The sequence below is a fragment of the uncultured Halomonas sp. genome, from assembly GCF_947501415.1.
GTDB lineage: Bacteria > Pseudomonadota > Gammaproteobacteria > Pseudomonadales > Halomonadaceae > Halomonas.
The window spans coordinates 31,200-57,021 of the sequence record NZ_CANMVL010000024.1; the positions used below are offsets into that span (position 1 = coordinate 31,200).

26 protein-coding genes, 1 tRNA gene and 2 pseudogenes are annotated in these 25,822 nt (G+C 61.5%); 19 read left to right on the plus strand and 10 right to left on the minus strand.

All coding sequences use genetic code 11. The annotated features are described in order from the left end of the window. Positions 1–111 precede the first annotated feature (111 nt). From Q0894_RS13835 to Q0894_RS13850, 4 genes are all read left to right on the plus strand, one after another. Entirely contained in the window at positions 112–2,310 is a 2,199-nt protein-coding gene (locus tag Q0894_RS13835; protein ID WP_299236392.1) for a TRAP transporter large permease subunit, read from the plus strand. 145 nt (positions 2,311–2,455) lie between these two features. After that, positions 2,456–2,842, plus strand: a complete 387-nt coding sequence (locus tag Q0894_RS13840; RefSeq protein ID WP_299236394.1) for a DUF4168 domain-containing protein — start codon at positions 2,456–2,458, stop codon at positions 2,840–2,842. Between the two features lie 150 nt (positions 2,843–2,992). Further along, a complete protein-coding gene (locus tag Q0894_RS13845; RefSeq protein WP_299236396.1) occupies positions 2,993–4,906 on the plus strand; it encodes a DUF294 nucleotidyltransferase-like domain-containing protein in 1,914 nt (637 codons plus the stop codon). Between the two features lie 2 nt (positions 4,907–4,908). Next, complete coding sequence (locus Q0894_RS13850; protein WP_299236398.1) at positions 4,909–5,628, plus strand: 3'-5' exonuclease; 720 nt, start codon at positions 4,909–4,911, stop codon at positions 5,626–5,628. A gap of 172 nt (positions 5,629–5,800) precedes the next feature. Here Q0894_RS13850 and Q0894_RS13855 read toward each other — a convergent pair whose 3' ends face one another. The 8 genes from Q0894_RS13855 to Q0894_RS13890 form a co-directional block, all read right to left on the minus strand. Then, complete coding sequence (locus Q0894_RS13855; RefSeq protein WP_299236400.1) at positions 5,801–7,474, minus strand: BCCT family transporter; 1,674 nt, start codon at positions 7,472–7,474, stop codon at positions 5,801–5,803. A 75-nt stretch (positions 7,475–7,549) separates the two neighbouring features. Beyond that, positions 7,550–7,978, minus strand: a complete 429-nt coding sequence (locus Q0894_RS13860) for a universal stress protein (protein WP_299236402.1) — start codon at positions 7,976–7,978, stop codon at positions 7,550–7,552. 258 nt (positions 7,979–8,236) lie between these two features. Beyond that, positions 8,237–9,106, minus strand: coding sequence for a glycine betaine ABC transporter substrate-binding protein (locus Q0894_RS13865; protein WP_299236404.1), 870 nt, complete (start codon positions 9,104–9,106; stop codon positions 8,237–8,239). A 107-nt stretch (positions 9,107–9,213) separates the two neighbouring features. Further along, on the minus strand, positions 9,214–10,047 hold the full coding sequence (locus Q0894_RS13870; protein ID WP_299236438.1) for a proline/glycine betaine ABC transporter permease: 834 nt from the start codon (positions 10,045–10,047) through the stop codon (positions 9,214–9,216). Between the two features lie 5 nt (positions 10,048–10,052). Further along, positions 10,053–11,300 (minus strand): glycine betaine/L-proline ABC transporter ATP-binding protein, encoded by a 1,248-nt coding sequence (locus Q0894_RS13875; protein WP_299236406.1) that lies wholly within the window; start codon positions 11,298–11,300, stop codon positions 10,053–10,055. A 403-nt stretch (positions 11,301–11,703) separates the two neighbouring features. Beyond that, on the minus strand, positions 11,704–13,806 hold the full coding sequence (locus Q0894_RS13880) for an FUSC family protein (RefSeq protein WP_299236407.1): 2,103 nt from the start codon (positions 13,804–13,806) through the stop codon (positions 11,704–11,706). A gap of 5 nt (positions 13,807–13,811) precedes the next feature. Beyond that, entirely contained in the window at positions 13,812–14,672 is an 861-nt protein-coding gene (locus tag Q0894_RS13885) for an HlyD family secretion protein (protein WP_299236408.1), read from the minus strand. A gap of 19 nt (positions 14,673–14,691) precedes the next feature. Continuing rightward, the gene (locus Q0894_RS13890; protein WP_161423752.1) at positions 14,692–14,892 is read right to left on the minus strand and encodes a DUF1656 domain-containing protein; all 201 of its coding nucleotides are present in this window, start codon (positions 14,890–14,892) and stop codon (positions 14,692–14,694) included. 83 nt (positions 14,893–14,975) lie between these two features. Here Q0894_RS13890 and Q0894_RS13895 point away from each other — a divergent pair, with 83 nt between their 5' ends. Continuing rightward, positions 14,976–15,149 carry a hypothetical protein gene (locus tag Q0894_RS13895; RefSeq protein WP_299236412.1) on the plus strand — a complete coding sequence of 58 codons (174 nt, stop codon included), beginning with the start codon at positions 14,976–14,978 and terminating at the stop codon, positions 15,147–15,149. Here Q0894_RS13895 and Q0894_RS13900 read toward each other — a convergent pair. Further along, positions 15,116–15,994: an AEC family transporter gene (locus tag Q0894_RS13900; RefSeq protein ID WP_299236414.1), complete on the minus strand. Its 879-nt coding sequence runs from the start codon at positions 15,992–15,994 to the stop codon at positions 15,116–15,118. The genes Q0894_RS13895 and Q0894_RS13900 overlap by 34 nt on opposite strands. 81 nt (positions 15,995–16,075) lie before the next feature. Between Q0894_RS13900 and Q0894_RS13905 the strand changes: the two genes are divergently transcribed. After that, on the plus strand, positions 16,076–17,032 hold the full coding sequence (locus tag Q0894_RS13905) for an arsenic resistance protein (protein ID WP_299236416.1): 957 nt from the start codon (positions 16,076–16,078) through the stop codon (positions 17,030–17,032). Between the two features lie 121 nt (positions 17,033–17,153). Here the strand turns inward: Q0894_RS13905 and Q0894_RS13910 are convergent, their stop codons facing one another. Further along, entirely contained in the window at positions 17,154–18,173 is a 1,020-nt protein-coding gene (locus tag Q0894_RS13910) for a CNNM domain-containing protein (protein ID WP_299236418.1), read from the minus strand. Positions 18,174–18,325: 152 nt separating this feature from the next. On the opposite strand from Q0894_RS13910, the gene Q0894_RS13915 reads away from it, so the two are divergent. From Q0894_RS13915 to Q0894_RS13975, 13 genes and pseudogenes are all read left to right on the plus strand, one after another. Then, a tRNA-Ile gene (locus Q0894_RS13915) sits at positions 18,326–18,402 on the plus strand. Between the two features lie 97 nt (positions 18,403–18,499). Next, complete coding sequence (locus tag Q0894_RS13920; RefSeq protein ID WP_299236420.1) at positions 18,500–19,567, plus strand: site-specific integrase; 1,068 nt, start codon at positions 18,500–18,502, stop codon at positions 19,565–19,567. Positions 19,568–19,628: 61 nt separating this feature from the next. Continuing rightward, entirely contained in the window at positions 19,629–20,510 is an 882-nt protein-coding gene (locus Q0894_RS13925; RefSeq protein WP_299236422.1) for an RsiV family protein, read from the plus strand. Positions 20,511–20,691: 181 nt separating this feature from the next. Beyond that, positions 20,692–21,036 carry a tyrosine-type recombinase/integrase gene (locus Q0894_RS13930; protein WP_299236440.1) on the plus strand — a complete coding sequence of 115 codons (345 nt, stop codon included), beginning with the start codon at positions 20,692–20,694 and terminating at the stop codon, positions 21,034–21,036. Then, positions 21,011–21,175, plus strand: a pseudogene (locus Q0894_RS13935) (IS30 family transposase); the annotation flags it as partial. The gene Q0894_RS13930 and the pseudogene Q0894_RS13935, both read left to right, overlap by 26 nt. Positions 21,176–21,527: 352 nt before the next feature. After that, the gene (locus Q0894_RS13940; protein WP_299236424.1) at positions 21,528–21,761 is read left to right on the plus strand and encodes a plasmid-related protein; all 234 of its coding nucleotides are present in this window, start codon (positions 21,528–21,530) and stop codon (positions 21,759–21,761) included. Continuing rightward, positions 21,748–22,434 (plus strand): hypothetical protein, encoded by a 687-nt coding sequence (locus tag Q0894_RS13945; RefSeq protein WP_299236426.1) that lies wholly within the window; start codon positions 21,748–21,750, stop codon positions 22,432–22,434. The genes Q0894_RS13940 and Q0894_RS13945 overlap by 14 nt, the downstream gene beginning before the upstream one ends. Positions 22,435–22,507: 73 nt before the next feature. Continuing rightward, positions 22,508–22,831 (plus strand): hypothetical protein, encoded by a 324-nt coding sequence (locus Q0894_RS13950; RefSeq protein ID WP_299236427.1) that lies wholly within the window; start codon positions 22,508–22,510, stop codon positions 22,829–22,831. A 2-nt stretch (positions 22,832–22,833) separates the two neighbouring features. Next, on the plus strand, positions 22,834–23,484 hold the full coding sequence (locus Q0894_RS13955) for a type IV secretion system protein (protein WP_299236429.1): 651 nt from the start codon (positions 22,834–22,836) through the stop codon (positions 23,482–23,484). A gap of 9 nt (positions 23,485–23,493) precedes the next feature. After that, positions 23,494–23,787 (plus strand): EexN family lipoprotein, encoded by a 294-nt coding sequence (locus Q0894_RS13960; RefSeq protein ID WP_299236431.1) that lies wholly within the window; start codon positions 23,494–23,496, stop codon positions 23,785–23,787. Next, positions 23,784–24,779 carry a type IV secretion system protein gene (locus tag Q0894_RS13965; protein WP_299236433.1) on the plus strand — a complete coding sequence of 332 codons (996 nt, stop codon included), beginning with the start codon at positions 23,784–23,786 and terminating at the stop codon, positions 24,777–24,779. The genes Q0894_RS13960 and Q0894_RS13965 overlap by 4 nt, the downstream gene beginning before the upstream one ends. Positions 24,780–24,782: 3 nt before the next feature. After that, entirely contained in the window at positions 24,783–25,076 is a 294-nt protein-coding gene (locus Q0894_RS13970) for a hypothetical protein (RefSeq protein WP_299236435.1), read from the plus strand. 415 nt (positions 25,077–25,491) lie between these two features. Beyond that, positions 25,492–25,822, plus strand: a pseudogene (locus Q0894_RS13975) (hypothetical protein); the annotation flags it as partial.

A 25,822-nucleotide genomic window follows, 5' to 3' on the forward strand; every position in this document is an offset into this window, starting at 1 on the left:
GTCTCAGGAGTCGCAGCACCCTGGCCCCGGGCATAACGCTCAACCCCGCATCTGCCGGGTCCATGATCCGTCGCTCTCGCCGGGAGGTGATGGCATCGCGGAGGAGTCTCAATGAATCTAGAGATCAACTTTATCCTGCCCCACTGGCTCTACTGGTCGGTGCTGATCTTCCTGCCGCTGGTGGTCATGTTCTTCGTCGATCGCAGCTTCCGCCGCGGTGGCCGCATCGATGGTGGCGAGGTCGCCGAGGTGCCGGCCGGCGAGGAGGTGGTAGTCGGCTATCGGCCTCCCGGCAACCTCCTTACCCTCGCCATCGATCGCGTGTCCGGCTTCTTCGGGCGCTACGTGGCCTACTGGTCGCTGATCGCGCCCTTCGTGTTCGCCTATGAAGTGCTGATGCGCTACGCCTTCAACTCGCCGACCAACTGGGCCCACGAGTCGATGACCCTGATGTTCGGCATGCAGTACCTGATGGCCGGCGCCTTCGCCCTGCGCGAGGGGGGCCATGTGCGCGTGGATATCCTTTACCAGCGCGCGCGGCCGTTGACCAAGGCATCCCTGGACCTGCTGACCTCGGTGTTCTTCTTTATCTTTACCGTGGCCCTGCTGGTCACCGGCTGGAAGTTCTTCTCACAGTCGGTGAGCGACCGCCTCTTCTTCGGCGCGAGCTATGCCAACGAGGTCTCCTTTACCGAGTGGGCGGTGCAGTACTACCCGGTGAAGTTCATGCTCTTCTTCGGGGCGCTGCTGCTGCTGCTGCAGGGCATCGCTCAGCTGATCCGTGACGTCCAGGCGTTTCGGTATCATCGCGCACGGGAGCGCCAGGGGCGTGGCTTCGCCCAGCTGCTGGTGGTGCTTGGCGTGCTGCTGGCCGCCTGGGTCCTGTTCGAGATGGTCAATATCGCCGTCACCGACTACGAGAGCCTGGCCGGAAGTCTCGAGAACAGCCTGAGTCGGCTGGGCATCGGTGGTTTGACCCTGCTGATGTTCGGCACCCTGATGGTGGTCCTGGTGGCGGGCCTGCCGCTGGCCTTCGTCACCGGCGGCCTGGGGGTGGCCTTCCTCTATCTGGTCGGCGACCAGGCCATGCTCAACCTGATGCCCTCGCGCATCTTCCCGATGATGACCAACTATCAGCTCTCCGCCATTCCGCTGTTCATCTTCATGGCATCGGTGCTGGAGAAGGCGGGCATCATCGAGGAGCTGTTCGATGTCGTCTACAAGTGGATGGGCGGGCTCAAGGCGGGCCTGGCCATCGCCACGGTCATCGCCTCGACGCTGCTGGCCGCCATGGTCGGCGTGATCGGCGCGGCGGTGGTGACCATGGGGCTGATCGCCCTGCCGGCGATGCTCAAGCGCAACTACGACCCCGAGATCGCCATCGGCTCGATCATGGCCGGCGGCACACTGGGCATCCTGATTCCCCCCTCGATCCTGGCCATCATCTATGGCGTCATCGCCCAGCAGTCGGTGGGAGAGCTCTACCTCGGCTCGCTTCTCCCCGGCCTGCTGCTGGCCTTCATGTATGGGTTCTACTGCTGGATGCGCGGCACCCTGAACGTCAGCATGGCGCCGCCGATGCCGGTCGAGGACCGGGTCGACATGAGCGAGAAGCTGCGTCTGCTGCGCAATATGCTGGCACCCATCGTGCTGGTGGTGCTGGTGCTGGGCATCATCTTTACCGGCATCGCGACGCCGGTGGAGGCGGCGGGCATCGGTACCTTCGGCGCCCTGGTGGTGGCCGCGATGCACGGGCGTCTGACATGGCCCAACCTGCATGCCGCCTGCATGACCACGCTGGTGGCGTCGGCCATGGTGATGTGGATCATCTTCGGTGCCAGCATCTTCGTCGGCTTCTATATCCTGCAGGGGGGGCAGACCTTCGTGCAGGAGCTGATCTCCGGTGCCGGTCTCGGCCCTTATGCGGTGCTGGCGCTGATGATGGTGCTGCTGGTCGCGCTGGGGATGTTCCTCGACTGGGTGGGCATCCTGCTGCTTGCGGTGCCGATCTTCGTGCCGCTGATCAAGGGGCTCAGCTTCGACGGCGTGTTCGGGCTGCCGGGCGTGGACCCCGCCGATGTCTCGCTATGGTTCGGCGTCATCTATCTGGTCAATATGCAGATGTCCTTTCTCAGTCCACCCTTCGGTTATGCGCTCTTCTATATCAAGGGGGTATGCCCGCCACATATCACCATGGCGCAGATCTTCCGCTCCTCCTTCCCGTTCCTGGCCCTGCAGGCGCTGGGCCTGCTGTTGGTGATCCTGTTTCCGGCGCTGGTCACCTGGCTGCCCAATCTGGCATACGGCTGAAGAGGAGATGTTCACGAGCAGGGCGCCTGCGGGCGCCCTTGTTACATTCCCACACAAAACGATCTGAACTCCTCCGGACATGGGGGCGTCACAGGGGGGCACACACATTTTGACGTATTCTTTTGACGTACCCTTGGAGGTATCTATGAAACGCATGACTGCCCTGTTCTCCGCCGCCCTGCTCAGTGCCGGCCTGATGTCGGCTACAGCGCATGCCCAGGAGGACGCCGCAGCCAATGCCTCAGTATCGGCCGAGGCCTCCGTTCAGGCTCAGGACTTCTCCGATGCCCAGCTCCAGCAGTTCGCCGACGCCTCGCAGGAGATCGCTGTGCTGTCTCAGGAGTACACCGAGCGCCTGCAGGCCGCCGAGGGTGAAGAGGCGCAGCAGCAGGTTCGTGTCGAGGCCAATGAGGAGATGGTCAGCGTGGTGGAAGAGAGCGGCCTCGAGGTCGACACCTTCAACGCCATCGGTCAGGCCATCCAGCAGGACCCCGAGCTGATGAAGCGTGTTCAGGAGATGGCGCAGTCGTAAGACTCGTCTGACTCCCTGCCGGCTCCCATCGGCATTGACGGCCATCCTTCGGGGTGGCCGTTTTCTTTGTCTTGACCGCATGATGGCGCTTTACAGCCTGTCGGCACTCTTACAGACTTTCCGTAAACCGCCTGAGAGGGGAGAGGACCCATGGAAGTGGAATGGCTGGAGATACGCCAGCATATGGGGCAGTTCCCGCCCTTCGACGCCCTGTCCGACGAGCTGCTCGACGAGATCGCCAGCCAGGTCGAGGTAGCCTACTTCCAGGCCGGCAGCGATATTCTGGTGCTCGATGAGGAGGTCAGGGAGCTCGGCTATGTGCGCAGTGGCGCGGTGGAGGTCTCTCGCCGCAACGGCAGTCTCCACAATCGCCTCGGCGAGGGCGATATCTTTGGACACTTCAGCCTGCTGCGTAACTACCGGGTGCGCTTCCCCGCCCGTGCCCTGGAAGATAGCCTGATCTATTTCATCCCGGATGCCGTCTTCCAGCGACTGTGCGAGCAGGATGACGACTTCGCCGACTTCGTCGAGGTGGAGCGTCCACGCCTCGAGACGGCGGTGGAGCAGCACAAGCAGCAGAACGACATGCTGATTACCCGGGTGCGCAAGCTGCTCAGCCGCTACCCGTTGATGCTGGAGGCCAGCACCACATTGCAGGAGGCGGCCAGCCAGATCACCGACTACGGCGCCTCGGCGGTGCTGGTGCTCGATACCCCCGAGGAGAACTCGCGCTATGTGCTGCGTGACAGCGAAGAGCGCGACTGGCAGGTGAAGGGCATCCTGACCGACAGCGACTTTCGCCGTACGGTGGCCGAGGGGCTTCCGCCAAGCACACCGATCGGCGATGTGGCGGGCAAGCGGCTGGTGGCGGTTCAGTCCGGCGAGTCGGTGCATGAGGCGATGCTCACCATGCTGCGCAACAATATCCACCATCTGCCGGTGATGCATCGTCGCAGCCCGGTGGGCATCGTGCACCTCTCCGATATCATCCGCTACGAGACCCACTCCAGCCTCTATCTGGTCAGCAATATCTACAGCCAGTCCACGGTGGAGGGGCTGGCCCGGCTGGCGCCGGATGTGAAGGGCACCTTCGTGCGCATGGTCGAGGATGGCGCCGACTCGCTGATGATCGGCAGCGCGCTCTCCACCATCGCCCGCAGCTTCACGCGCCGCCTGCTGGAGCTGGCCGAGGAGGAGCTGGGGCCGCCGCCGGTGCCCTACTGCTATATGGCCATGGGCTCCATGGCGCGCAATGAGCAGACCCTGGTCACCGACCAGGACAACGCCCTGGTGCTGTCCGACGACTACGACCCCGAGCGTCACGACGGCTATTTCATGGCGCTGGCCACGCGGGTCAGCGATGGCCTCGCCGCCTGCGGCTATGCCTACTGCACCGGCGATATCATGGCGACCAACCCTCGCTGGCGGCAGCCGCTGTCGGTATGGAAGGGCTACTTCCAGGACTGGATTCGCGACCCCACGCCCGAGCGGCTGCTGCACAGCTCGATCTTCTTCGACCTGGACGCGGTCTATGGCGAGCACCGGTTCGTGGAACAGCTCCAGGACCTGGTCGCCACCCAGGCGCCCCACAGCAATCTGTTCCTGGCGGCCATGGCCCGTAACGCCCTCAACCGCACCCCGCCCCTGGGCTTCTTCCGCACCTTCGTGATGGAGAAGGATGGCAAGCACAACAACAGCATCAACCTGAAGCGACGCGGGACCGCACCGCTAACCGACCTGATTCGTGTTCACGCCCTGGCCTGTGGCTCCCATGCCCAGAACAGCTTCGAGCGCCTGGACGATATCAGCCATACCCAGCTGCTGCCGGATGGGGTAGGCGAGAAGCTGCGCCATGCGCTGGAGTTTCTGAGCATGACGCGAGTCCACCATCAGGTGATCGATGTTCAGGCCGAGCGTGAGCCGGACAACAATATCGAGCCGGAGAATATCAGCGACAGCGACCGGCACACCCTGAAGGATGCCTTTCAGGTGCTGAGCAATGCCCAGAAGTTTCTCAAGTTCCGTTATCCCCTGCCGCCCGCCTCCCAGCGGCGGAGGCGATAGCCGTGATCTTCAGGGGGGTACGCCAACCCGCCCCGGGCTGGGCGGAGTATGTCGCCGACCGTGCCGCCCGGGTGCGCCACCCCCTGCTGGCCGACTACTTTGCCGCCGGCTGTCCGGCGCCCGATACCCCCATCGGCGAGGCGCCACTGGTGGCGCTGGATATCGAGACCACCGGCCTCGACCCGCGCCGTCACGCCATCGTCAGCATCGGCGTGGTGCCTTTCAGCCTGGCGCGCATTCCCCTGCGCATGTCCCGTTACTGGGTGTTGAAGCCGTATCGCGAGCTAACCCGGTCCTCGGTGACCCTGCACCGCATCACCCATAGTGAAGTGATTGACGCCCCCGACCTGCAGGAGGTGCTGCCCGAGGTGCTGGAGGCCCTGAAAGGGCGCCTGGCGGTGGTGCACTACCGCCATATCGAGCGCGGTTTCATCGATACGGCCGTGCGTCATCGGTGGGGGGAGGGGCTGCTCTATCCGGTGATCGATACCATGTCGCTGGAGGCGCGGCTGCACCGTCAGTCGCTGTGGGCACGTTTCCGACGCTGGCTGGGGCGGCCGCCGGTCTCCATTCGCCTTAATGCCAGTCGTGAGCGCTATGGCCTGCCAGCCTATCAGGGGCATCATGCACTGGTGGATGCGCTGGCCACGGCCGAGCTGTTTCAGGCCCAGGTGGCTAGCCGCTTCTCGGCCGAGACGCCGGTAGGCGATCTATGGAGTTGAGGAGTTAGACGCAGAAGCAGCAGAGGTCGGTGAGCCTGGCGCTGTGAGACCGAAGGCGAGAAGCCAGGAGGTTGAGACTGGCCGTTGGCCACAAACGCAAAGAGGCGGCCCGTAGGCCGCCTCTCTGCGTCTTGACGAGTCGTCTATCCTACCGACTCACTGGCTTGTCGACCTACTTGGCCTTGGGCTCGCTCATCAGCCCCTTGACGATGGCGTAACAGCCCACCAGCAGCACCAGGGTGAAAGGCAGCCCGGTGGTCAGCGCCGCGGTCTGCAGGGCACCGAGGCCGCCGCCCAGCAGCAGGGCGATGGCGATGCCGCCCTCGATCAGCGCCCAGAACACGCGCTGGGGCTTCGGTGCATCGACCTTGCCGCCGGCCGTGATCGAGTCGATCACCAGCGAGCCGGAGTCGGAGGAGGTGATAAAGAACACGATCACCAGCACGATACCGACGAAGGAGGTGATGGCGGTCAGCGGCAGGTACTCCAGCATGGTGAACAGCTGCAGCTCGAGCGCCGCGTCCTGCACCTCGGTGATGCCCTGGTTGATCACCTGGTCGATGGCGGTGGTGCCGAAGGCGGTCATCCATACCACCGAGGCCAGGGTCGGCACCACCAGCACGGCGATCAGGAACTCACGCACGGTACGACCCCGGCTGACCCGGGCGATGAACATGCCGACGAAGGGCGACCACGCGATCCACCAGGCCCAGTAGAAGGCGGTCCAGCCCTGGCTGAAGTTGGCATCCTCGCGTCCGAACGGCATGGAGAGGGCCGGCAGGTTCTTCACATAGCCCAGCAGGTTCTCGAACACCCCGGTGGCGATCATCAGCGTCGGACCCACGGCGATCACGAACAGCAGCAGCAGCAGGGCGAGCGCCATGTTGAGCTGCGACAAGCGCTGCACGCCCTTGTCGACACCCAACATGATCGAGCCCAGGGCGACGATGGTGATGCCCAGGATCAGCAGGACCAGGGTGAGGTTGGTGTCGGGGATGCCGAACAGATAGTTGAGACCGGCCGATGCCTGGGTTGCCCCCAGCCCCAGCGAGGTGGCCAGACCGAACAGCGTGGCGAAGACCGCCAGGATATCGATCAGGTGACCCGGCCAGCCCCAGATGCGCTCACCCAGTATCGGGTAGAAGATCGAGCGCATGGTCAGCGGCAGGCCCTTGTTGTAGGCGAAGATCGCCAGGGACAGGCCGACGATGGCATAGGCGCCCCAGGGGTGCAGGCCCCAGTGGAAGATGGTAGCGGCCATGCTCAGCGAGACCGCGCCGGCCTGGTCACCCTCGGCGCCACCCAGCGGTGACCAGTCTGTGCGCAGGCCATCCTCGCCCAGACCGATGCCACCCAGAGCGGTGCCAAAGTGGCCCAGCGGCTCCGATACGCCATAGAACATCAGGCCGATGCCCATGCCGGCGGCGAACAGCATGGCGAACCAGCCGGCATAGCCGAAGTCAGGCTTGGCGTGGGCACCCCCGATTCGCACCTTGCCCATGGGGGTGAAGATCAGCACCAGCGCGAGTATCACGAAGACGTTGGCGCCGAGCAAAAACACCCAGGTCAGCTTGGTGGTCAGGAAGCTGAACATGGCATCGAAGATCGGCTCCATCTGAGCCTGCATGGCCAGCGTCAGGATCACGAACAGCAGGATCACGACCGAAGAGACCATGAAGACCGTGCTGTGCAGATCCACGTCGACCCCTAGCGGGGACGCCTTGATATTGTCTTGACCGATCACGTAATCCGTATCGATCAGGTTTGCCGGCCCTTCCGGGGCCGGAATCCCCTCGGAACCCTGCTGAGGCTCCTGGGGCTTGTCGTCGTTGGTCGGTTTGGCCACGAGACATCTCCCTTGAGGTTAATGGTAAGCGCAGGTTCGAGTTATTGGTGTACGCGAGTGGTGGTAGTGACGTCGTTATTCGTTAGCGTCGGGGCGCACCAGGAAAACCGATGCACTGGTGCGGCTGGCGACCTGGCTGCCATTGGCCGGCATGACGATATCCAGGTGGCGGTGGGCATGGGTCGGCATCACCACGAGGTCGGCCTCGACCTCGTCGATGGCCTTGACCAGCGTGTCGACGAGGTCGGCAACGGGGTCGACACGAGTGATCATCTTGCTGCTGACCGGCTGGCCATGTACCTGACCGCGCTGCTGGGCGAAGGCCTCCAGCTTCTGGGCATACTCCTCGGGGGTGCGGGCCACGCTGCCCGGCGTGGTGGCGGTGACCCCGACATAGCAGACCTCGGCCTGGTAGTGGCGTGCCATGTCGGCGGATACCTTCAGCGACGGCTCGATCACTTCGATATGTGCCAGATCGACCGGCACCATGATCTTGTTGAACATGCCTGCTTCTCCTTGTTTGCCACGCGTCCTGTTGCCACGGGGCTTCTTGCGATGCGCTTCATGCTGCGTAGCTTGTTGCTACGAGCTAGCCTGCAACGGGTCGGAAATGGCGGCTCTCCTTTCGAATGCCGGCCGTGCTGAGCCGACCTTGCTGACATTAGTGTAGTCGCATCTCGGCATGCAAAAGGGGAGGCACTGTGGTGCCTCCCCTTTGCCTGGTCAAGCATCAGCCAGGGAGGAGTGAGCCGTTATCCGCCCTCAGGAGGCGGCGTCGAGCCACTCCTGAACCACGTCCTGGTTCTCCTCGACCCACTTCTTGGCCTCCGCGTAGGCGTCGTCACCCTCTTCCTGCATGAGCATGACCTCGCCCATCATCTCGGTGTCCCACTCGAAGGCGTCCAGGATGGCGAAGGCCTCGGGCATCTCCTCCTCGAGACCCTGGCGGACGATGGTGTGAATCTTCTCCTCACCGCCGTAGGTGCCCTTGGGGTCCTCGAGGAACTTGAGATCCCAGCGCGCCAGCTTCCAGTGGGGCGCCCAGCCGGTCACCGCAACGTCTTCCTCGTTGTCGATGGCGTTCTTGAGGGCGGCGGTCATGGTCGCGCCGCTGCCGCTGACCAGGTCATAGTCGAGGTCGTAATCCTCGATGACCTGCTCGGTCAGGCGCATCACGCCGGCGCCCGGATCGATGCCGGTGATCTTGCCGTCGAAGCTGTCGACGTGATCGTTCAGGTCGGCGATGGAGTCGGCTTCACTGTAGGCGGGGACCACCATGCCCAGCTTGGCGCCCTCGAGGCTGGGACCGGCATCGACCAGGTCATCCTTGAGCTTGTCGTAGTAGTCCTCGTGCGTGATCGGCAGCCAGCCGGCCAGGTGTGCATCGACGTCACCGGTGGCGACCGACTGCCACATGGCGGCGGCGGACAGCGAGGAGGTCTCGACATCGTAGCCGGCCTGCTCCAGCACCACCTGCATTACGTTGGTGGAGGCGACGGTGGAGGCCCACTCGACATAGGCCAGGTGCACGGTGCCCTTCTCTTCGGCTTGCGCGGCGCCCGCGGTAAGAGCGGCGCCGGTGGCCAGGGCCAGGCCGGCGAGGCGGATGCGACGGTTAAGCAGATGCTTCATCGTGATTCCTTCCTTCGAGTATTTACAGGCAATACTCTGGCGAGTTCTTGTTAGGCTTTCAACCGAGGCCCTCAACGCAGGCCTCGGTTGTTTCCGGTGTTTCCGGCTCAGGACTTGCGCTGTTTGCGCAGGGACTGGGTCAGGCGGTCGAGCAGCATGGCCAGGATCACCACGGCGATGCCCGCCTCGAAGCCATCCCCCGGACGCAGGCGCTGGATGGCACGCCACACCTCGCTGCCCAGGCCATCGGCGCCGATCATGGCGGCGATCACCACCATGGAGAGGGCCAGCATGATGGTCTGGTTGATGCCCGCCATTACCGTGGGCAGCGACAGTGGCAGCTGCACCTTGAACAGCTTCTGGCCACGGGTGGCGCCGTAGGCGTCGGCGGCCTCGATCAGCTCACCGGGCACCTGGCGGATGCCCAGGGTGGTGAAGCGGATCGCCGGCGGCATGGAGAAGATCACCGTGGCGAAGATCGCCGACACCGAGCCGATGCCGAAGAAGGGGATCGCCGGGATCAGATAGACGAAGGCCGGCATGGTCTGCATGAAGTCGAGCACCGGCATGATCACCCGGTAGAGCCGCTCGGAGAGCGCCGCGGCGATGCCCACCGGCAAGGCGATCACCACCGCCACCAGGGTGGCGATGACCACCAGGGTGAGGGTCTCGATCATCGGGTCCCACAGGCCCATGTTCCAGATCAAGGCCATGCCGGCGGCGGCGCCGATCGCCAGGCGTACGTTGGCCAGCCACCAGCACAGGCCGACGATGATCAGCAGCAGACCCCAGGGGGGGAGCCACATCAGGGCGTCGTTGAGGCCGTCGATGCCGGTCTGGGTCACCCGGGAGATGCCACGGGTGACCATGGAGTACTCGCTGGTCAGCCACTCGAGGCTACCTTCGATCCAGTTGCCCAGGGGAATACGGGGAATGTCGATCGCCATCACTGGTCTCCTGCCGCTGCCGTGAGATTGTCTTCATTTACCGTCGAGGGCTCGGCGGCCTGGGCCAGCTGGTCGAGCACCGCCCCCTTGACCACCACACCGAGCAGCCGGTTTTCGGCATCCACCACCGCGATGGGGTAGCTCTTCTCGCTGAACATGGCGAACAGGTTATGCATCGGCTCGTCGAGCCTTACGCTACGGAACTCCTGGGTCATGCAGTCGGCGATGGTGTCCTTGCCGTCGTTGGCCGCCTGCTCGAGGGCATCGACCTCGGCCAGCCCGACCAGGGTGCGATCCCGGCGGGTGACATAGATGGAGTCGATGTTGTTCTCGTGCATCTTGCGCAGCGTGGTGCGGGGGCCGTCGGTATCCCGGGCGATGGCGCGCACCTTGCGCATGGCGTGCTCGGCGGTAAGGATCTTGGACATGTCCACGCCTTCCACGAAGCGCCTCACGTACTCGTCGGCAGGCTGGGTCAGGATCTCTTCCGGCGTGCCGATCTGCACGATCTCGCCATCCTTGAGCAGGATGATGCGGTCGGCGATATTGAGCGCCTCGTCGAGATCGTGGGTAATGAACACCGTGGTCTTCTGCATGCGGCTCTGCAGTTCCTGCAGCTCCTGCTGCATGTCGCCGCGGATCAGCGGGTCCAGTGCCGAGAAGGCTTCGTCCATCAGCAGCACGGTGGAGTCGTTGGCCAGGGCACGGGCCAGGCCCACGCGTTGTTGCATGCCGCCAGAGAGCTGGTTGGGGTAGGCGTCTTCCCAGCTCTCGAGGCCCACCTGCTTGAGTGCCTTGCTGGCGATCTCGCTGCGCTCAGCCTTGTCGACCCCACGGATTTCCAGACCGAACTCGGCGTTCTGCTGCACCGTGCGGTGCGGGAACAGAGCAAAGTTCTGGAAAACCATGGAGAAGTGGCGGCGGCGGCACTCCAGTAGCGCCTTGTCATCGAGCTCGGGGATATTCTCGTTGTCGATGATGATCTCGCCCTCGGTGGGCTCGATCAGCCGGTTGAGGCAGCGGATCAGGGTCGACTTGCCGGAGCCGGAAAGGCCCATGATCACCAGCAGCTCGCCCTCGTAGACATCGAAGTCGATATTGGAGAGGCCCAGGGTCTGGCCGGTCTTTTCGTGAATCTCGGCGCGCTTGAGGCCCTGGTCACGCAGTTCGAGCCCCTTCTTCGGGTTGCTGCCGAAGACCTTGCTCAGGTTGCGAACCCGAATCTTGACGTTTCGGTTCTCATTCATTGATTTGCCTTCTTGTCAGTCCCTGGCGTAACGCAAACGGCGCAGCATATGCCGGGCCGATGCCGCCTAGTTTGGCATGCGGGAGCGTTGACGGTTGCGAAAGGTCCTACACCCTACTTTTTTTTGAACGATCATTCAACTTAAGCGCCCGATGCGATGGGGCGGCCTGTTCGTCGCGCCATGAGGATACGCGATCTGTTATATGACGCCAGCCGCTGTTCAGAGCTATTGCAGATGGCAGTACCGCTCAAGGCTGTTCCGGCGACAGGCCGTCGAGGGGGCGCTACGAGTACCTCCCTGTAGGCTACCTCGGCCATCCTTGGTCCTCGGACCCCCTCGCTGACCTATCCCCGGCGCCTTTCACCATCACTCTATCTGGAACCGCGATAGCCCTGAGCCGCCGTTACCTGGCGGTATCCGCCGGGGGCTCTGTCGCGTCGTCGCGAACCACTTCTCTGGCCGCGCCTCGATCCTCGTGGCGAGCCATGTAGGAGGCGTGGGCGCGCTGGGCCTGACGCTGCAGGGCAAGGTCGAGGCGCTCCACCAGTCCGGCGAGCAGGCTGTGGCGGCGCTCGCTCAACGAGGGCTGGTGACGTGCGGCCTCGATCAGTGCCGCACCCGCCTCGCGAACCCCGTGAGGCGTCCGCCTCCGGGCGCTGTCGGCGTAGGCATCGGCCAGCGCCAGGATGAAGCGCCGCTTGGCCTGCTTCAGCTCGCTACCCGGCAGGTCGTCGAGGCGGCGGCGGATCTGCAGGCAGGCGTAGCCGGTGTCCAGACCGGCCAGGCCGAGGCTGAAGAGGTGGCGCTGGTCATCCGGCAGCACATCGTCATGCTTGGCCAGGTGCAGCATGCGGTCGGCCATGGCACCGATGAAGTGTGCCTCTGCCTCCTGCACCGGTGGGCCCGCCAGGCGCTTCAGGTCGCCGACGATGGCGGCGATCAGGCGGCGCTTGCGCAGGGTGGCGCCCAGGCCGGGCAGCAGGCGGAAGCCCATCACCACCGTGGCCAGCCCGATCATCACGGCGATGGCCCGGTTGATGAAGGAGGCGAAGGAGAGGTCCATGCCGTTGCCGGGCATGGTCAGCAGGATATTGCCGATGGTGAAGGCCAGGCAGTAGCCCATCAGTCGCGGATTGGCCGCGCCCAGCAACCCGAGGAACAGCGGGGTGAGCACGAGCATCGCCAGCATCGGGAAGCCGCTGGCCTGGGCCAGCAGCACATGGCCGAACAGGAAGGCGCTGGGGATCGCCGCCAGCATGCCCTTGGCGAACATCATGGCGACCATGACCGGGTTGTCACGACTGGCGAAGAACGCCGACAGCAGGGTGCCGAGCAGCATGGCCACCTGGCCATTGCTCCAGCCGGTGGCCATCCAGAAGGCGGCGAGCACGCAGAAGATGCCCCCGGCGCGCAGCGCGTTGACGCCGGCGACCAGGTGGTCGCGATGCCAGGCGAGGGCGACCCCGCGCAGTCGCTTCCCGTGGGGCCGGGTAATGGCATCGCGGGCGTCGAGCATCACCAGGGCGTGGCCCAGGGTCTCGCGCATGCCCAGCAGGCAGCGCTGCTCGATGGGGGAGAGGGCCTCATCGGGACACGCCAGCACCCGGCGGCGCAGCGCATGCAGCCGTCGATGGGCCGCGGTGATGCCGCTCTCCCGGGCCGAGTCGCGAAAGGCGTCGGCCAGGTCACCGGCCAGGGCGTGGATCGTCGGCGAGAGGCGCTGCGCCTCGTGGTGCAGCAGCTGCTGCAGGGCGTGAAGGGTGGCCAGCATGCGCAGGGTATGGCGGGTCAGCACGTGGCTGGCGCGAATTCGCCCCGGCCCTTCGGGCCCCTCATAGCGGGCCGCCTGGCTGTCCCCCTCGAGCAGGGTGAGAGGCTCCAGGCTGCCGGTCAGGGTGGCTTGAAGCTCGCCGAGATCCTGTGAGTCGGTCATCCGCTGGGCGGCATGCAGGAAGGCCTGGTTAACGACCTCGTCGGCCTGGCGGCCCAGGTGATCGCCGACCCTGATCGGCCATAGCAGCGAACTGACCAGGGTGGCGCATACCGCGCCCAGGGCGAGCTCCGACAGGCGGGCCACGGCGATGCTGAAGATGGCGTCGGGCCGGCTGGCGCCGATCACCACGATCAGCATGGCCGTGACGGCTCCCATGATGCAGCCATAGGAGGCGTTGTTGCGCAGCAGCGAGCTGCCGTAGGTGCACAGCATGATCCACAGGGTCAGAAACAGCAGGGCGGGCACGGGGGCCTGTCCGAACACGGCCATGATGGCGATGCCGGCACCGCAGCCCACCAGGGTGCCGGTGATCTGGCTCAGCCCCTTCTCGACCACCATGCCGCTCATCGGGCGGATCTGCAGGAACGCCGCCGAGATCAGCGCCCAGTAGGGGCGTTCCAGGTCACACCAGAGTGCCACATAGAGGGCCAGCAGCATGGCCAGGGTCGCCTTGATGGCGAACCGCACGGCCTCGCCGCTGGGAGTCAGGTACGCCTGCAGCCAGGGCGACATGCGGGTTACTCCCGCGGCTCGATATGCACCGAGGCGGTCATGCCGGCGCTCAGCGAGAGCTCCGCGGGGAGCTCATCGAGGGCGATGCGTACCGGGATGCGCTGGGCCAGACGGACCCAGTTGAAGGTGGGGGCCACCCGGGGCAGCAGCTGGGCGTCGGGGGTGGTGTGGGGGTCGGCGATGGCGCGGCTGATGCTCTCGACATGGCCGCGCAGCTCGGTATCGCCGCTCATCAGGATGACCCGGGCGGGGTCACCGACCCGGATGCGCGGCATCTTGGTCTCCTCGAAATAGCCGGTGACATGGAAGGAGTCCGCCTTGACCAACGCCATCACCGGCGTGCCGGCATTCACGTAGTTTCCCTCGGCCAGCTGCAGGTTGAGCACATGGCCACTCGCCGGTGCCACCACCGTGGTGCGCTCGAGGTCGAGGCGGGCGCTGGCTAGCTGGCTGCGGGCCTGATCGAGCCGGGCCTGGGCCACCTGGCTCTCGAGGCGTGCCGTCTCCCGGTTCTCGGCGCTGATCGCCTGGCGGCTCAGGTGAGAGCGGCGCGAGGCCTCGTGCTGGCGTCGTTCCAGTTCGACCTGGCGCTGGTCGACCAGGGCCTGGGCACTCTCCAGGGCCGAGCGATAGCGCTGGGGGTCGACCCGGAACAGGGGGTCGCCCGCCGCGACACTCTGGTTGTCGTCGACCGACAGCGAGACGACCCGGCCCGAGAGGTCCGGGGCCACGGTGATGATCTCGGCTCCGACCCGGCCGTCGCGTGTCCAGGGGGTATAGAGGTAGTAGTGCCAGAGCCACAGGCCGGCGAGGAGGGCCAGGGCGACGATAACCAGGGTGACGAGGCTGCGAAGCAGTGTGCGCATGGTGTGAGGGTTCCGGTGACTACGCCGAGAGATAGGCCGCGGCAGCGGTGCAGATCACGAACAGGGAGACATCGAACCAGGCCTCGTACCACAGGCGGTTCGCGCCCAGCAGTCGGAAGAGCAGGCTACGAATCAGCAGGGTGGCGCCGAGCCCGATCAGGGCATACAGCAGCAGGGGGGAAAGATAGAGCCCGCCGATGGCGACTTCACGAAGTGGCATGCTCGCTCCTGGCGCGCTGGGTCTGGAGTTAACGCCATGGTAGCAAAGTTCATGGGACGCAAAATCCACGCAGGATAACGCAGGTGGCTCTACCGCCCCGGGGCTCTCTCAATCAGGTCTATAGCAACCAGCTCTATAGCAACCAGCTCTATATCAACCCGTTCGATACCAACGCTTTCGAAATGAGCCAGGTCTACCTGAGCCAGCTTTACCTCGGCCGGGTCTACATCAGCCAGGCCAGCAGCAGCGGCAGATAGAGCAGCGAGAGCAGGGTTGAGCAGAACACCAGGCTGGCGACATACTCCGGCTCGCGGCGTGCCTTCTGGGCGAACAGGTAGTTGAATACCGCCACCGGCATGCTCATCTGCAGCACCACGATGCCATGGGCCAGCGGTGGCAGGCCGAGCAGGGCGCCGATGCCCCAGGCCAGCGCCGCGGCCACCGGGATGCGCAGCAGGCTGAAGCCGATGCCGGAGTGCAGGCTCCTGACCTGGATGCTGGCCAGCGATACCCCCAGGGTGATCAGCATCAGCGGCACGGTAAAGCCCGAGATCAGATCGACGCTATTGGCGAGCCACAGAGGCAGGGCGGTGTCGGTCAGCAGCAGGACCAGTGAAAGCAGAATGGCGTAGACGGTGGGCGTGCGCACCAGGGTGCGTAGCGGGTTGCCGCTGTTGCTGGCCATCACCGACCCCAGGGTGAACTGGAACAGCGAGACGGTAACCATCACCGTGATGCCGTAGGCGAAGCCGGCGCTGCCGAAGGCGTAAAGCACCACCGGCAGGCCCATATTGCCGGTGTTGGGGTACATGGCCGGTGCCAGCAGCACCCGCCAGTCCTTGCGCAGCAGACGGGCCAGCGGCCAGGTCATCGCCGCCATGGTGCAGATCACCAGCGCCGTGGCGAGCATGGTGCGGCCGAAGTTGCCGGCCTCGATCTCGGCGTTGGAGAGCGAGGCGATGACCAGCGCCGGCGTCCCGATATTGAAGACCAGGCGGGTAACGAACTCGACTGGATAGGGCTGCCCCAGGCGTACCCAGGAAAAACCCAGACCCGCCCCGGCCAGTACCGGGGCCATCACCGCGAAGAGTTCGGCAAGCATGCAGGCGCCTCAGAGGAGTGGAGGATCCGCCATTGTCCTGAATCGCCGCACGGCTTGCCAAGGCAGAAGGGGGAGAAGTGAATGCGAGACCATCTCGAGCGCCATCAGGTCTGGCTCTATCTGGCGGCGATAGTGACCGGGCTGGGCCTGGGCCTGATGCGCCCCGAGATCAGTGCCACCCTTGAGGGCGGGCTCTGGCCACTGCTTGGCGTGCTGCTCTATGCGACCTTCACCCAGGTGCCGCTGGGGCGGCTCGCCCTGGCCGTGCAGGACTGGCACTTCGCCACGGCGCTGGTGGCAGGCAACTTCCTGCTGCTGCCGCTGATGGTGGGCACGCTGGTGGCGCTGTTGCCGCTGGAGCCTGCCGTTCGGCTCGGCGTGCTGCTGGTGCTGCTGGTGCCCTGCACCGACTGGTTTATCACCTTCACCCATCTGGGCAAGGGTGATGCCGGGCGAGCCATCGCCGCCACGCCGCTGCTGCTGGTGTTGCAGCTGGTGACGCTGCCGCTCTATCTCTGGCTGTTTCTGGATATGCAGTGGGTGCGGGTCGCCATCGGCGCACCGCTGCTTGGCGCCTTCGTCGGGTTGATTCTGGTGCCACTGGTGGCGGCCGGGTTGACCCAGCGGCTGGCGCGACGCCGCGCCACGGCGCGCCACCTGGTGCAGGGACTGGGCTGGCTGCCCGTGCCGCTTCTGGCCATGGTGCTGCTGGTGGTGGCGGCGACCCAGATCGCCGGCATGCGGGGGCTGAGTGGCGTGGTGCTGCAGGTGCTGCCGCTCTTTATCGGCTACCTGGCACTGGCCGCGCTACTGGGCTGGGGGCTGGGGCGTGGCTTCGGGCTGACGCCACCGGCGGCACGCACGCTCACCTTCAGTTTCGGTACCCGCAACTCCTTCGTGATGCTGCCCATCGCCCTGGCACTGCCCGAGGGCTGGCAGGCCGCGGTGGTGGTCGTCGTCTGCCAGTCGCTGGTCGAGCTGTTCGGCATGCTGGCCTATCTGCGCTGGGTGCCTGGCCGGTTGATCCCCGATCGATAGATCATCGTCAGTACTCTCAACCGGGGCATTCAGCCTGGCCATCCAGCCAGGCCATCAAGCCAGGCCATCCAGTCAGCCCGTCTAGTCAGACCATCCAGCCAGAGCGGGCCAGGAAAGCGGCCTACTCCTCGGTCTTCTTGAGGCTCTTGGTCCAGCGCTGGCGGGCATACTTGCGCAGGTTGGCGACATTGTCGGTCTCGTCGACGATCTCCTGGCCGAGGATGGTCTCGATCACGTCCTCCAGGGTGATCAGGCCCACCCAGGTGCCCAGGTCGTCATACACCACGCAGAGGTGCTGGCGATCCATCACCATCATCGTGAAGATCTGCTCGATGCTCTCCTCGGCGGGCACCGACTTGACCGGATGCATCAGCGACTTGAGGTCGGCATCATCGTCGGCGCTGTAGGTATCGGCCTTGTGTACATAACCCAGCGCCTGTTCACCCCCATCCATTATCGGGAAGCGGGTAAAGGGTGAGGGGCCAAGCTCTGCGCTGAACTCGCTCACTGTCATGGCGGGGGGCGCCGTGACCGAGACGGTACGCGGGGTCATCACGTCCTTCACCTGGATATCATGCAGATTGAGGATATTGATGATGACGCGGGTCTCCTCCGGGTCAAGCGCCTTCTCCTCCTGGCCGATCTGGGCCAGCGCCTTGATCTCGCCGCGCATGTCGGTATCCATGGCGTCCTTGCCGATGCGCTTGGTGATCTGCTCGGACATCCAGATGAATGGCTTGAGGATCAACACCATCACCGCCAGGGTACGGGCCAGCATGCCGGAGAGCTGGCGCCAGTAGGTGGCCCCGATGGTCTTGGGAATGATCTCGGAGACGAACAGGATCAGCAGCGTCATCACCGCCGAGGCGACACCCAGCCAGGTCTCGCCGAACACCACCGTGACCTGGGCACCGACGCCGGTGGCCCCCACCGTATGGGCGATGGTGTTCAGGGTAAGAATCGCCGCCAGCGGCTGGTCGATATTGCGCTTCAGATCGTTGAGCCTGGCGTGCAGCCTGGGGTTGGTCTCGCGCACCTGGGCCACATAGCTGGGGGTCATCGAGAGCAGCGCGGCCTCGAGCAGTGAGCACAGGAAGGAAACGCCAATGGAGAGAACAGCGAAGGCTATCAGCAGGAACATGAGATCTCGAAGGGTGGCCGGGAAAGGGCCGCGTTCGGCGGCTCGGGCATAATCGCCGATGGCATCGCTTCACTGCAAGGCATCTCGCTCTGGTATCGACCATCGGCATTCGCTATCATACGCCGGCGCCTTTCGCGCACCCTCCGTATAAAGGGCCTATAGCTCAGTTGGTTAGAGCAGGGGACTCATAATCCCTTGGTCGCTGGTTCGAGTCCAGCTGGGCCCACCATGAAAATCAGCTACTTAAGAATTCTCTTTGGTGAGTCCCATAGTCCAAGGGTACAGTTTCGGTACAGTGCCGATCCTTCAGCCCCCTGGAGACTTTCATGGCCACCATCGTCAAGACCCCTGCCGGAAGCTGGAAAGCCGTCATCCGCAAGACCGGCTGGCCCACCACCGCCAAGACCTTTCGCACCAAGCGAGATGCCCAGGACTGGGCACGCCGCACCGAAGACGAAATGGTGCGTGGCGTCTATATCCAGCGCAGCGCCTCGGAGCGTATGACGCTCGAGGCCGCGCTCAAGCGGTACCTGGCCGACGTTACCCCTACCAAGAAGCCCAGCACCCAGAAGAGCGAACGCCACAAGGCCAACACGCTGATTGAGCACTTGGGCAAGTACTCCCTCGCGGCCCTGACGCCGGAGCTGATCGCCAACTTCCGTGACACCCGTTTGAATAGCATTGGCCATCGTGGCCAGCCTATCAGCGCCAATACCGTGCGTCTGGAGCTCGCCTTGCTCGGCCATCTCTACACCGTGGCCATCCAGGAATGGGGTCTCGGCCTGACCTACAACCCCGTCCAAAACATCCGCAAGCCCAGCCCTGGAGAAGGGCGCGACCGGCGCCTGAGCGCCGACGAGGAGAAGCGCCTGTTCGCCGTGCTACGGCAGCACAGCAACCCCATGCTGGCCTGGATCGCCAGAATTGCCCTGGAGACGGGCATGCGCTCGTCGGAGATCCTGACCCTCACTCGCTCCCAGGTCGACGTGAAGCGCCGCGTGGTGCGCCTCACGGACACCAAGAACAACGAAGCCCGCCTGGTGCCGCTGACCCAGGCCGCCACCGAGGTATTCAAGCAAGCGCTGAACAACCCAGTGCGCCCGCTTGAATGTGACCTGGTGTTCTTTGGCGAGCCTGGAAAGGATGGCAAACGCGGCCCTTACGCCTACACCAAGCTCTGGAACCAAGCGAAGAAGAAGGCCGGCCTCGATGACTTCCGCTTTCATGACCTACGCCATGAGGCTGTCAGTCGGCTGGTTGAAGCCGGTCTGTCTGACCAGGAAGTGGCGGCGATCAGCGGGCATAAGTCTATGCAGATGCTGAGACGGTATACACATTTGAGAGCGGAGGATTTGGTCGAAAAACTAGATCGTTTGAATAGATGCTGCGTGTAGTATGAGTGTTTTTTTGAAGTTTTTGTGAGTGTAAATTTCAGATTTTATAAGCGAGATTGTGATGAGGAAAGAGGATAAGCTGAGTTCGTTTAATAGTATTAAGGTTGTTAAGTCACTGCGTTCATGGTCATCCTCTGTCTCTATAGTATCTGCCTATTTGGCCATATTTACTGCTTTTGCTTCCGTAGCAGCTTTTACAGGAAATTTTGTATATGATTGGGCGAGATCAGTATATTGGATTAGCGAGGAGGGCCTCTCACATGAGGAAGCCAAGGCACTTGCAGGCATTTCTTCGGCTGTGGATATCGAAGACTATGAACTAAAGTTCCCAAAGATAGAAACCATTCTTCCGAACCATTTTTTACGAGAGGTTAACGAGAAAATTGTAAGCTTGTCGTATTCTCAGATAAGTCCAAATAGTCGCTCTCATATGGTTGGCTATGAAGTTGCGCTTAGTTCGGATTCTATTCTTAGTTTTGTTTTAGAAAGTTTTGTTTTTTATGAAGGGGCATTAAATCCCAGTGAGTCTGTTTTTTCTTTTAATATAGATATGCGAAATGGTCATTATATAGACATTTTAGATATATTTCGAGGCGGTTATCAAGCAATAGAGGCGGTAAAGCAGATAATACACCCTTATATATATGAAAAGTGTAGCGGTGTGTTTGAAGAGGCTTATTTTGATGAGCAATTTGTTCCCCGATTTTCATTGCATGATAAGCATATAGAGTTCATTTTTTCAGAATATGAGGTGACTCCCGGTGTTTGCGGATCTTTCTCGGTTCCTGTTTCTTATCAGGAGTTTTCTCGGCTCATCGACTATAGCGGACCTTTGGCTGATAAGGCTTATCCAGTGGGCGTATGGAATGCTGAAGAGCATCGCTGGGGGTTGCTCAAGAAATTAGTAACGCATGGAGGAGTAGAGCCGGATGAGCGGGACTGAGCCGCTTTGCTGTTCTTGAGCCTGCCAGCCAGATAGGACAGCCATTACGAGCATGGGGAGTTAGGTGATCCGCTTCCCGTGTCTTGATTTACAATGGCGCCTGCTACCACTGCTCGCCGTGCTGCGGCAGCACAGCAACCCCATGCCGGCCTGGATCGCCAGAATTGTCCTGGAGACGGGCATGCTCTCGTCGGAGATCCTCAACCTCACCCGATCCCAGGTCTACGTGAAACGCCGCGTAGGGCGCCTCACCGACACCAAGAACAATGAAGCCCGCCTGGTGCCGCTGACCCAGGCCGCTACGGAGATGTTCAAGCAGGTGTTAAACAATCCAGTGCGGCCGCTCGACTGCGACCTGATGTTCTTCGGTGAGCCTGGCCGAGAGGGTAAGCGCGGCCCATATACCTACACCAAGCTCTGGAATCAGGCGAAGAAGCAGGCCAGGCTCGATGACTTTCGCTTTCATGACCTACGCCATGAGGTCGTCAGCCGGCTGGTAGAGGGCCGCCAACGAAAATATCAATGAGCTCATACGGCCGTACTTACCCAAAGGAACGGATCTATCGGTCTATAGCCAGAAAGAACTGGATGAAATCGCGCTTGAGCTGAACATGCGACCGCGAAAGCGCTTCGACTTTAAGTGCCCCATTGAGGTGATGAGCTAGCAGACGGCGAAGTACCATGAGGCGTCATCATCAACACCTTGACGGTGTTGTACTCAGAACCTGCATCTGTCATGTCTTTCAAAAATAATAATAAGAATAATAATGCTATTATTATTCTTATTATTGCTCCGTTTTAGCTCCTTGTCGTTGCAATTGTGTAATTTGTTAAATTTTGTTATTTGTTTAAGTAGCTGTAATTCCTGAGCTTTTTAGTGCACCATCTCTTCAAGATGATAAACTTTGATGATCAATATCTAGTACATTGATTGCTATGCAAGAGGCGCGCGCTTGAGCTTTGACTTTGCTTGGTTAGCATTGATTACGTCGATGTATGATTGATGGAGGGCTAGTCATGAAAGTCGAAGATTATCTTGTTAAGCGGTTCGGCCTACTGATGAGCATATCAGACCTAGCGGATCTTCTTGGTCGTTCGCCCGATGGCGTAAGGGTTTCTCTTTATTCAGATACTGAGGTCTCTCGAAAGCTGAAGCCGACGATGGTGAAGGTAGGGCGCCGTGTCTATTTTCGGACGCTCCAAGTAAAAGACGCCCTAGATTTGGAGCCTTCTGAATATGGCGCGTGTTAGTCCATCGGTAGTGCAGAAGATTCTGGGTAGAGTAGTTGCCTATCATGCCGCGTTCACGCTCCTTCCCGGCGTTTCAGTTCCTGGTGCAGTCTTCCTTAGCCAAGCATTTTACTGGACACGTAACACCAAGGCAGAGGAAAGAGGCGGGTGGTTTTACAAAAACCAGCGTGGCAGAGATAGTTGGGAGTCAGAAACTGGACTTTCTCCTAAGCAGCAGGCTAACGCTAGGAAGTCGCTAGTGGAAATTGGCGTATTGGAGGAGGAGAGGCGAGATGTGCCTGCAAAAATGTGGTATCGGGTGAACTGCGAGCGCTTGCTTGAGCTTCTGGCGGAGCAATTCGACAAAGAGCCTTCTGGAACTGGTTGTAATTCCCAGTTTTTCCCTTTGGGAGATTCTACTATCCCTTCTAGCCAATCTGGTGATCAGGATGGTCAAACCTTGATTCTACCAAAGGGCAAATCTATTACAGAGAATACAACAAAGAGTACATCAAGAAATAAAAGCGAGGCGGCCAAGGTTGAGAGTCATCCTGGGCCCGAATCAAAATTAACGAGGGCCGAGATGGCTGAGTTGCTGGGCCAGAAAAGAGCAGACTTCTTAGCCAGAAATTACGGCAGCGACAAGGTTGGAGCTCCTGCAGTAGAAGAAATGCGCAGAACCCTCCGCACATAGAATTCAAGCGGCGCGGAACGGGGGTGATGGCCCCGACCGCGCCTAACCACGACTGCCTGCGTAGGAGGCACCCATGGCTAACAGACAGCGTATCACACCCGCCTTCACTGACAGTGGCCTGTCACGGCTGTACCGATCACATGCGGTCGAACAGCAAGCCATCCAGAGTGAGATTCAAACTCTGGTGATCATCGCCGGTTACGCTTGCGATTTTCTCACCGAAGGGTTGGAAGCCCTTCCCGAAGACTTCTTCACCTGCATCGAAGAGATGAAAGAGGTGATGGAGTCCATCGACCTGAAAAGTCTGGATTTTGAAAAGCGGTCGCTCACGCTCCAGAGGACGAGACGGCGCCTGGAGGCCAAGGCGACCCGTCAGGATCGTCAAAAGGAGGTTTGATCATGAGCAACAAAATTTCGTGCGCACGAAAAATGGCCGGTGTCGCCCTCGCGGCCACCATCGGACTATCGCAGCCCGCCATGGCAGGTGGGATTCCCGTTATCGACGTGTCGAGCCTGACCCAGCAGATTTTGCAGGTTCAGCACATGCTTACCCAAATCGAGCAACTGAAAAGCCAGCTCGAAACAGCCAACAAGGAGCTGGACAGCATGAGCGGGGTTCGAGGCCTGGGCAACGTCATCGACTCGGCCTATGACACTGCCGTGAATGTCGATCCTAACCAGGTGCTGAGTGACGTCGGCATCAGGGGGGCGAACGATCACGGCTTGTCCGGTGACGTGGCGGACCTGTACGACAGCGGCAACCAGAACACGGCGACCTGGCTTGGCCAGTCCCAAAAGTCCCTGGAACAGGCTCAGGAGCGTTTCAGCGAGCTGACCGGCTTGGTGGCTGAGATCAACAACAGCCCGGACCAGAAAGACATTCTGGACCTACAGGCCCGTATCGGCGCCGAACAAGTCATGCTGCAAAACGAGATGGCCAAACTGTCCATGCTCCGTTCGCAGGCCGAGGCCAACCAGGCGCTTCACGCTCAGCGGGTTCAGCAGATGCGTGTCGCGTCATCAGGGGAACCGTTCGAGCTTGATTGGTAAGGAGGCTTTATGAGTACCAGGAAAATTTCGTGCGCACGAAATATTGCCGTAGTGGTTCTGGTCAGCGTTGCGCAGTCCGGGTGCTTTGATGACACCCCGGATACTGGACCGGTGCAGACCGTGGACTGGTACAAAGCGCATGACGATAAGCGCAAGTCGACACTGGAGAAGTGCAGCAACAACCCTGGCGAACTCCAGGAAGCGCCGAATTGCATTAATGCACTCCAAGCGGAGCGGGCACTGTCTAGCGGTGAGCCCTTCGAGCTCGACCTGTCTAGCCTCCAGAGCGAGGAGGACTCATGAACCTGTTTGAAGGCATGTTCTCCGTAGTTGATCAGGCACTGGACCAGTATATCGTCAACACGGCTACGGACCTCATCTCTTACATCACTCCAATCTTCACCAGCATGTTGATCGTCTGGATTGCCATCTGGGGCTATTTGATGATGTTTGGCAAGGTCAGTGAGCCCTTGCAGGAGGGCGTTTTTCGCATCCTTCGCACCGGCTTCATCATGACGCTGGGGCTAACGGTCGGTACCTATATGGGCGTCGTGGTGGACGTGCTGGCTCATGGCCCGGAAAAGGTAGCAGCAGTCATCACGGGTTCCAGTGGAGGTGCCGCGGCCATTTTGGATAGCCTGTTCTCCCGCGTTCTCGCCGTAGCTGATCAGGCCTGGAATAAAGCGGGGGTCATGAGTGGTGATTTCGGCATGTATCTGGTGGCAATTCTGATCATGGTGTTTGGTGGTGGTGTTGCCATCGTAGTGGCGTTTCTCCTGCTGGTTAGCAAGGTGGCAACGACGGTTCTGCTGGCGATTGGTCCGCTCTTCATCATTGGTCTGCTGTTTAACACCACGCAACGTTTCTTCGAGAGCTGGCTGGGCATGGTGATCAATTTCGGCATGCTACTGGTTTTGGGTTCAGCCATTGGGCGCATGGTCATCGATGTCAGCGAAGCGTTCATGAACATCGTGGAAGCCTCGGCAGGCAGCATGGCCAGTATGACCACAAGTGCCTATCTGATTGCTTTTTTTGCTCTTGGCATCCTCGTGCTGAAGCAGGTGCCGGCCATTGCTTCTGCATTGGGCGGTGGTGTGGCATTGGCAACTCAGGGCGCTCTGGGCTCTGCTATGTCCGCGATGCGTCCCTCAGCCATCCGCCGTCAGTATCGTGGCGTTCAACGTGATGCACGCTTAGCAGGCAGTGCGGCAACCTCTCCTTACCGTGGCGCCAAGTCTGCCTATCGTGCCTACCAGAAGCGTTTCGGTGCTGGCAACACGATGACAGGAGGATAAGTTATGAATACCAATATCAAGTGGTTAGATACCTGGCGCGTCCGCGTGGCGCGGGTAAAGCGTGGGATGGGGCTGGTCATCTCGGGCCTGTTACTGGTGGTGGGTATCCTGTTGTCTGTGGCGTTGCTCCCTGAACTGCCTGGTTTGGTCAGCGTCGCTCTTACTGGCGATGGCGAGGCTGCTCGTACCCTGTTTGTCTGCGTGGTCGGTATTGCCGTGTGTGTTCTCCAGTGGCGATGGCGCGCAACGATATATCCCGAGCTTCGGCGTGATCCATCTCAGAAGGAGACCTTATGAGCTACCGGCGCTTGACACCCGAGGAGATCGAAGACCTGCGAGCTGAGATGCGTGCCTCTGGGCAGTGGATGAAAGCTGAGTTGGCCAAGCGTCGCCGGGAGCATGGAGAGACGGAACCGGTTGAGACAAGTGCCTCCCCTATTACTAATGGCGAAGCCTCCCGATCAGCCCCTGGCGACGAGCAGGTTTGAGACAGGTCCGTGCGTATTACTAACGGAGTAGCCTAGCGCGTCCCTGCTCCCATTTTCGTGCGTACGAAAAGAATGAATGGCTATAGAGCTAGGGCAGGATTCGCGAACTGCCAGCACGTGGTACCACTGCCCTATTCGTAGCGCGAGAGAGGGCACTGCCAGAGTCAAAATTTCGTGCGTACGAAATCCATGAGCGTTTTTGGAGCTAGGGCAGGATTCGCGAAGTGTCAGCCGTTGCCGGCAGCGTGCTGGCATTTGGTACCACACTCGATGGGAAGTACATGATGAAAGAGGACGAGATGACAGAAGCAGCAGTGGTCAAAACCAGGCTGACATCAGCCGAGAAGGAAGCCTGGCAACGCCTTTGTGAGGCATCTGGCCGTTCGGAGTCAGATGTACTGCGGGAGATGATTCAACGCGTTTGTGGCGAGAGCATCGCCGAAGTGAAGTGGTCCCCATCCTTCGGACCACCTGACAAGTCAGCTAAGCTCGGATCGGGACATCATCGGCGTCAGGCCGCCTGTTTCACTGGTTGGGGGAAGTACATCTCATCTG